This window comes from Kitasatospora sp. NEAU-69 (assembly GCF_057158765.1).
Genome location: NZ_JBWXUE010000007.1, coordinates 22,634 through 29,500, shown reverse-complemented (window position 1 = coordinate 29,500; position 6,867 = coordinate 22,634). Strand labels below are relative to the sequence as shown.

General features: G+C 71.6%; 6 protein-coding genes. 2 read left to right on the top strand and 4 right to left on the bottom strand.

The window, feature by feature from the left end; translation table 11 throughout:
* Positions 1–113: 113 nt before the first annotated feature.
* The 4 genes from AC060L_RS10115 to AC060L_RS10100 form a co-directional block, all read right to left on the bottom strand.
* Positions 114–842: an ABC transporter permease gene (locus AC060L_RS10115; protein WP_483798288.1), complete on the bottom strand. Its 729-nt coding sequence runs from the start codon at positions 840–842 to the stop codon at positions 114–116.
* Positions 839–1,846, bottom strand: coding sequence for an ABC transporter ATP-binding protein (locus AC060L_RS10110; protein ID WP_483798287.1), 1,008 nt, complete (start codon positions 1,844–1,846; stop codon positions 839–841). The genes AC060L_RS10115 and AC060L_RS10110 overlap by 4 nt, the downstream gene beginning before the upstream one ends.
* Before the next feature lie 16 nt (positions 1,847–1,862).
* Positions 1,863–2,903: a ketoacyl-ACP synthase III family protein gene (locus AC060L_RS10105; RefSeq protein WP_483798286.1), complete on the bottom strand. Its 1,041-nt coding sequence runs from the start codon at positions 2,901–2,903 to the stop codon at positions 1,863–1,865.
* Between the two features lie 97 nt (positions 2,904–3,000).
* Positions 3,001–4,038: an aldo/keto reductase gene (locus tag AC060L_RS10100; RefSeq protein WP_483798285.1), complete on the bottom strand. Its 1,038-nt coding sequence runs from the start codon at positions 4,036–4,038 to the stop codon at positions 3,001–3,003.
* A 250-nt stretch (positions 4,039–4,288) separates the two neighbouring features.
* On the opposite strand from AC060L_RS10100, the gene AC060L_RS10095 reads away from it, so the two are divergent.
* Positions 4,289–5,266: an aromatase/cyclase gene (locus tag AC060L_RS10095; protein WP_483798284.1), complete on the top strand. Its 978-nt coding sequence runs from the start codon at positions 4,289–4,291 to the stop codon at positions 5,264–5,266.
* On the top strand, positions 5,259–6,839 hold the full coding sequence (locus AC060L_RS10090) for a class I adenylate-forming enzyme family protein (protein ID WP_483798283.1): 1,581 nt from the start codon (positions 5,259–5,261) through the stop codon (positions 6,837–6,839). The genes AC060L_RS10095 and AC060L_RS10090 overlap by 8 nt, the downstream gene beginning before the upstream one ends.
* Positions 6,840–6,867: the final 28 nt, after the last annotated feature.

The window sequence follows — 6,867 nt, the reverse complement described above, 5'->3', positions numbered from 1 at the left end:
ATGGCCTGTTGTCCCACTTGGAGGGGGCGGGGGCCAGGGGAAAGGGTGGGGCGCCCGCCCCGGAAGTCCGGGGCGGGCGCCTCACTTTTCTGTCGAGGAGGAGTGGCGAGTCCTCAGACCCGGACCTCGTCGCGCCGGTACATCCACGCCGCGAGCGCCGTGAAGAGCACCAGGTAGCCGCCCAGCACGGCGACGTCACCGATGTTGGGCCACAGGCCGGCCTGGGCCCGGTGGCCGAGCTGGGCCAGGTGGTAGGTCGGGGTCAGCTCGGCGACGATCCGCATCCAGCCGGGAAAGGTGTCGATCGGCCAGAACAGGCCGCCGACCATCGAGAAGCCCATGTTGACCACCATCAGGCCGATGGTGATCGAGGTGGAGTTGAACATGTAGCCGAGCATCACGCTGAGCGCGCAGAACACCAGGCTGCCGAGCCAGACCGCGAGCGCCGAGCCGATCCACGTCCCGACCGGCATCTGGATGCTGTTCAGCAGGCCGCCGATGGCCAGGATCACGATCGTGGCGCAGAGGCTCACCACGGCGCCGGCGAGCACCTTGACCATGATGTAGCGGGTGCTGGACATCGAGGTCAGCCGCAGCTGGCGGGTCCAGCCGATCTCACGCTCGGCCGCGATGCGCGGGCCACCGGCGTTGAGGGCGGCGCCGATCGCGCTGAAGACGGCCATCGAGATCAGCAGGTACTTCGCGACCGAGGTGCCGCCGATGGTGGAGGTGTGCTGCTTGGAGGTGGAGATGTAGATCACCAGCGGCATGCCGATGGTGAAGATGATGAACCGCCAGTCGCGGAACGCCCGCTTGATTTCCAGTTCCAGCATGACGTTCATCGGGCGTTCTCCGGCTTCTTGGCGTGGTGCGTGCCGCCGACCGAGACCAGCTCCCGCTCGGCCGGAGCGGTGTGGCCCGCGGCCTCGTCGGCGTCGGCGGTGATGCTCAGGTAGGCCTGCTCCAGGCCGAGGCCGACGATCTCCAGGTTGCGCGGCCGCAGGCCCTGGCGGATCAGCGCGTCCACCGTGAGGTCGGAGTCGGAGCTGCGCAGGATCACCGAGTCGTGGTGCACCCGGGTGTCGATCACGCCGGGCAGCGCGGCGAGCGTCTCCCGGTCGGGGCCGGCCATCTCGAAGGAGAGCTGGCGGCTGCCGGCCCGGGCCTTCATCTCGGCGGGGGTGGTGTCGGCGAGCATCCGGCCGCGGTGCATCACCAGGATGCGGTCGGCGGCGGCGTCGGCCTCCTCCATGTAGTGCGTCGCGAAGAGCAGCGTGCGGCCGGCCGTGTTCTGCGCGCGCATGGTCTCCCAGAACCGGTTGCGCGCGGCCACGTCCATGCCGGCGGTCGGCTCGTCCAGGATGATCAGATCCGGGTCCTCGACGATGGCGAGCGCGAAGCGCATCCGCTGGACCTGGCCGCCGGAGAGCTTGTCCACCCGCTGGCCGGCGATGTCGTTGATGTCCGCCTGCTTCATGATCTCGGCGATCGGCAGCGGGTGACGGGCGAGGCGGTGCACCAGTCGGATCAGGTCGCGGACCTTCACCTCCGGCATCAGGCCGCCCTTCTGCAGCATGGCGCCGACCTGGCCGAGCCGGATCGCGTCGCCCGGGGCCTGGCCGAACAGCTTGACCTTGCCGGAGTCGGGGCGCACCAGGCCGAGCAGCATGTCCAGGGTGGTCGACTTGCCGGCGCCGTTCGGGCCGAGCAGGCCGATCGTCTGGCCCTGCGCCACCTCGAAGCTGAGGCTCTGCACGGCCTGTACCTGGCCATATCGTTTCGAGACCTGCTCGAAGCTGATCGCGTTCGCCCCGGGGAGGGGCGGACGCACATTCTCGGTTGCCATGCGGCTGGGTGTCCCTTCAGCTGTCGGTGGCGGCCCAGGCGGGCTGCCGGAGGATCTCGACGACGGCGGTGGACCAGGTGAAGCCGGCCCCCACCCCCATCAACAGGCAGCGGTCGCCCGGCCGTGCGGCGCCGGAGTCCACCAGGTGGGCGAGGCTGGCGAACTGGTCCGCGGCGCCGAGGTGGCCGACGGTGCGGAACCAGGACCAGGCGGTGCGGTCCGGGGTGATGCCCAGGCCCGCGTAGTAGTTGGCCTCGAGTCGGCGGTTGCCGAAGTGCGGCAGGACGAACCAGTCGATCTCGTCCAGCTCGATCTCGGCGTCGGCCAGCGCCTGCTTGAGCGCGTCGCGCTGACCGGCGGCGCTGCGGGCGACCGTGAAGGCCATCCCTGCGCTCGACAGGAAGCTCTTCTGGCAGGCCTTCACGTCGAGCGGGCTGCGCACGCTGTACGGAGCATCGCCGAACGGGTCGTCGCCGCGGTGCATGGCCTCCAACTCCGGGTCGGAGATGGTGACCAGGCTGTGCAGCCGGGCGTAGCCCTCGCGATTGGAGAGCATCATGGCCGCGCCGCCGTCACCGAAGATGGTGCCCGGGTCGCTGAACCAGCGGTCGATGCCGGGCGGGCAGAACCGGTCGGCGGCAACCGCCAGGACGGCCGAACGGCCTGCGGCCGCACGCAGTTGGGTGGCGGCCAGCTCCATCGCGGCCATGCCGCCGTTGGACATCTGGCGGATCTCGATGGCCGGGCAGCGGTTGCCGAGCGCGACCCGCTGCACGTAGGACGCGGGGGCCCACATGTCGTGACCCTGGTAGAAGACGTCGGCGTAGAGCAGCAGATCGACCTCGGAGACCGGGATCCCGGCTCGCTCGACGGCCAACTGGGCTGCCCGCGCGCCCATTTCGGGGGCGGGAACGTCCTCGGAGACCGCCGCCGACTCGAACTTGGTGCGGGAGACGTCCTGTTGGCGGCAGAGTCCGCGCTCGACCGCCTCGGCCACCGGCAGCAGCGGTGGCAGCCAGGTTCCGTGGCCGGCGAGGTAGACCTCGTCGTATCTCATCTGATCAGGGCCCTTCGTGTGTACGGACGCGCGGCGGCGTAGTCCGGACGACGGAACTCAGTATGGCAATTGGTCCCTTGAGTCCCACTTGAGCTGTTTATGCGCCGGTCGACGGCGCCGTTGCCGCCGAATCCGTTGAACCCGTCGAGCCCGCTGAGGCCTTCGCCGGCGCCGGCCGGTGCGGCAGCCGGTCGCCGGCCACTGCGGCGGGCGGGAAGCAGTCCGCCAGCCGCTGGGCCTCGGCGGCGCTGAGGCGCAGCGCGGCGGCCTCGGCGTTGGCCGCCAGGTGGGCCGGCCGGCTGGTGCCGGGGATCGGCACGATGTCCTCGCCCTGGGCCAGCACCCAGGCCAGCGCGAGGCTGCCGACCGAGCGGCCGGCCTCGGCGGCGGCCTGCTCGGCGGCGGCCAGCAGGGTGCGGTTGTGCGCGGCGTTCTCCGGCTGGAACCGCGGGTGGTAGCGCCGGAAGTCGTCGGCGGCCAGCTCCTCGGCGACCACCTTGCCGGTCAGGAACCCGCGCCCGAGCGGACTGCACGCGACCAGGCCGACGCCCAGCTCGCGCGCGGTCGGCAGCACCTCGGCCTCGACGTCGCGCGACCAGAGCGAGTACTCGGTGGCGAGGGCCGCGATCGGGTGCACGGCGTGCGCGCGGCGCAGCTGCCCGGCGTCGGCCTCGGAGAGCCCGAGGTGCCCGATCTTGCCTTCGGCGACCAGCTCGGCGAGGCCGCCGATGCTCTCCTCCACCGGGACCTTCGGGTCCACCCGGGCCAGGTAGTACAGGTCGATCCGGTCGGTGCCGAGCCGGCGCAGCGAGTCCTCACAGGCCCGGCGCAGGTACGCGGGCGAGCCGTCGAACGAGGTCGGCCGGGCCGCGCCGCTGAAGACCGCGCCGCCACGGGTGGCGATCACCGCCTCGTCCCGCCGTCCGGCCACCGCGCGGCCGAGCAACTCCTCGATGGTGCCGCCGCCGTAGAAGTCCGCGGTGTCCAGCATCGTGATCCCGAGGTCCAGCGCGGTGCGCACGGTGTCCAGCGCGGCGCCCTCCTGCACGCTGCCGTAGCCGCCGGTCAGGCCCAGGCAGCCCAACCCGAGCGCCGAGCTGAGCAGGCCACCGCCGCCGAGCTTCCTGAGTTCCATGACGCCCTTTCCAGGCCGGAGTTGAAGACGAGATTCGCCACAGCAGGAGTCTGCGGAGGCTCCCGGGCACGGAGCGAAGGACGCGCGCCCGGCAGCGCGGCCACCCTGCCCCGAGGAGCTCGAAGCGCCCTTGACACCGGACTGGGCGCGACCTGTCCACCCGCTCTCCAGCGGACGCCTAGTCAGCGCTGCGACTTTCCGGTCTGCCGAGAAGAACCCGTTGAGAAGCCCCTGATCGAGAGGACTTGCCGTGTCGAAGCCCGAATCCCAGGTCGTCGAGCGGAGCATCGTCGTCCAGGCGCCGGCGAAGGTCGTCTTCGATCTCGTCGCCGACGTGCAGAACTGGCCGCAGCTGCTCACCTCCGTGGTGCACATCGAGCGCACCGAGCTCAGCGACTCCAGCGACGTGGCCCAGGTCTGGGCGCTGCGCGGGACGGACAAGGTCTCCAGCTGGACCTCGCACCGCACGCTGGACCGCGAGGCGCTGACCATCAGCTTCCACAACGACCCGCCGATGGGCCCGACTTCGGTCTCCGGTGGCGAGTGGCTGGTGCAGCCGCAGGCGGACGGCAGCAGCACGCTGACCATCCGGCACCACTTCACGCTGGCCGACTGGGCCCCCGAGAACGCCGGTGCGCAGGTCGCCGAGCAGCTGACCCAGCACACCGGGCAGCAGCTCAACGAGCTGAAGGACGCCGCCGAGCGCCGCGAGGAGCTCGCCGAGCTGATCATCTCCTTCGAGGACCCGCTGTTCATCGGCGGCACCATCGAGGACTCGTACCGCCTGCTGCACCGCGCCGACGAGTGGCCGGACCGGTTCCCGCACGTCACCCGGATCGACATGACCGAGGACGAGCCGAACGTCCAGTTCTTCGACATGGACACCCTGAGCCCGGACGGCCGCGCGCACACCACCCGCTCGGTCCGGATCTGCCTGCCGTTCAACAAGATCGTCTACAAGCAGATCAGCCTGGCCCCGCTGCTCACCGCGCACACCGGCCACTGGCTCTTCGAGCAGACCCCGGAGGGCGTGGTCGCCAGCGCCCGCCACACCGCGACGATCAAGCCGTCGGCGCTGGACCTGCTCTTCCCCGGCGCGACCGTGCAGGACGCGCGCAACTACCTGCGCAAGGTGCTCAGCGCCAACAGCGTCAGCAACCTGCGCTTCGCCAAGGAGTACGCCGAGGAGCGTGCCGAGCAGCGGGCCAAGGAGCGCGTGAATGTCTGAGCCGATCGGGGCCGCCACCGCGGTGGCGGCCCCGGCCGAGGGCTGGCGGGCGCCGATCGAGCTGACCGCCGTGGCGCTGGCCGAACTGCCCCGCCGGGCGGCCGCCGCCTGGCCCGACCGGGTCGCCCTGCGGCGCGGTGAACGGGCCGTAACCTTCGCCGAGTTGGACCAGCGGGTGAGCGACGGCGCGGCCGCGATCAGCCGTGCGGTCGGCGCCGGCGGCGTGGTCGGCGTGGCGACGGTGCTGGACCCGGCCTTCGCCGTGCTCTACTACGGCGCGGCGCGCAGCGGGAACACCGTGGTGACGCTCAACCCGCTGATCCGCGGTGAGGGCCTGGCGCACATCCTGGCCGCCTCCCGCACCCGACTGGCCTTCCTGACCCGGGAGATGTACGAGCGGATCGCTCCGCTGCGCGACCGGCTGCCGGAGCTGGCCGAGGTGGTGCTGCTGGACGAGGTCGAGCAGTTCCTGAACGCGGACGCGGACGCGGACGGCGCCGACGGCACGGCGTTTGCCACGCCCGAGGTCAGTGACCTGGACGCCACCGCGTGCGTGCACTTCACCAGCGGAACCACCGGTGCTCCCAAGGCCGTTCAGCTGACCCACCGCAACCTGACGGTCAACGCGGCGCAGATCGCCCAGGCCCAGGGGCTGGACGCCGACGCGGTGACGCTCAACCAGCTGCCGCTGTTCCACATCATGCACCTCAACTCGGCGGTGCACGCGGGTGCGACCCAGGTGCTCTGCCCGGGGGAGGAGGTCACCGAGGCGATCGCCGAGGCCGACCGGCACGGCGCCACGCACTGGTTCAGCATCCCGGTCCGGCTCGCCCGGCTGGCCGCCGACCCGCGGCTGCCCGAGCTGCGGCTGCGCACCGTCCGCGGTGTCTTCTGCGGCGGCTCGGCGCTGCCGGCCCGCCCGGCCGCCGTGCTGAGCGAGCACTTCGGCATCCCGGTGGTGCAGGGCTACGGCCTGGCCGAGGCCGCGCCGCTGGTCACGCTGGACCTGCCGGGCCGTCCCAAGCCGGGCTCCTCGGGCCCGGCGGTGGCCGGCACCGAGCTGCGGATCGTGGACCTGGCGAGCGGCGAGGTGCTCAAGGCCGAGGGCGGCGGCGAGCTCCAGATCCGCGGCCCGCAGCTGATGAAGGGCTACGCGGGCCGGGACGCGGCCGCGGACTTCGAGCCCGACGGCTGGTTCGCGACCGGCGACGTCGGCCGACTGGACGAGGACGGCTACCTCTTCCTGCTCGACCGGCTCAAGGACGTCTTCAAGTGCGACAACGAGATCGTCGCACCGACCGAGCTGGAGGGTGTGCTGGCCCGGCACCCGGCCGTGCGCGACTGCGCGGTCTTCGACCACCCGGACGAGTTCAGCGGCGCCGTCGCGCACGCCCTGGTGGTGCTGCACGAGCACGCGGCCGACACCCCGCCGGCCGAGATCGCCGAGTTCGCCAACCGCAGCCTGGCCGGCTTCCAGCAGATCCGCTACATCGACGTCGCGCCGGTGCTGCCGCGATCGCCGAACGGCAAGATCCAGCGCCGCGAGCTGCGACAGCAGCTGCTCGGCAGCTGACAGTCGCCCGCTGACAGATAACAGATGA

What these genes read in the sequence shown, in the direction of transcription:
- AC060L_RS10105 (WP_483798286.1), bottom strand. Translation starts at nt 2,903, where the DNA reads ATGAGATACGACGAGGTCTACCTCGCCGGCCACGGAACCTGGCTGCCA.
- AC060L_RS10100 (WP_483798285.1), bottom strand. Translation starts at nt 4,038, where the DNA reads ATGGAACTCAGGAAGCTCGGCGGCGGTGGCCTGCTCAGCTCGGCGCTC.
- AC060L_RS10090 (WP_483798283.1), top strand. Translation starts at nt 5,259, where the DNA reads ATGTCTGAGCCGATCGGGGCCGCCACCGCGGTGGCGGCCCCGGCCGAG.
- AC060L_RS10115 (WP_483798288.1), bottom strand. Translation starts at nt 842, where the DNA reads ATGAACGTCATGCTGGAACTGGAAATCAAGCGGGCGTTCCGCGACTGG.
- AC060L_RS10110 (WP_483798287.1), bottom strand. Translation starts at nt 1,846, where the DNA reads ATGGCAACCGAGAATGTGCGTCCGCCCCTCCCCGGGGCGAACGCGATC.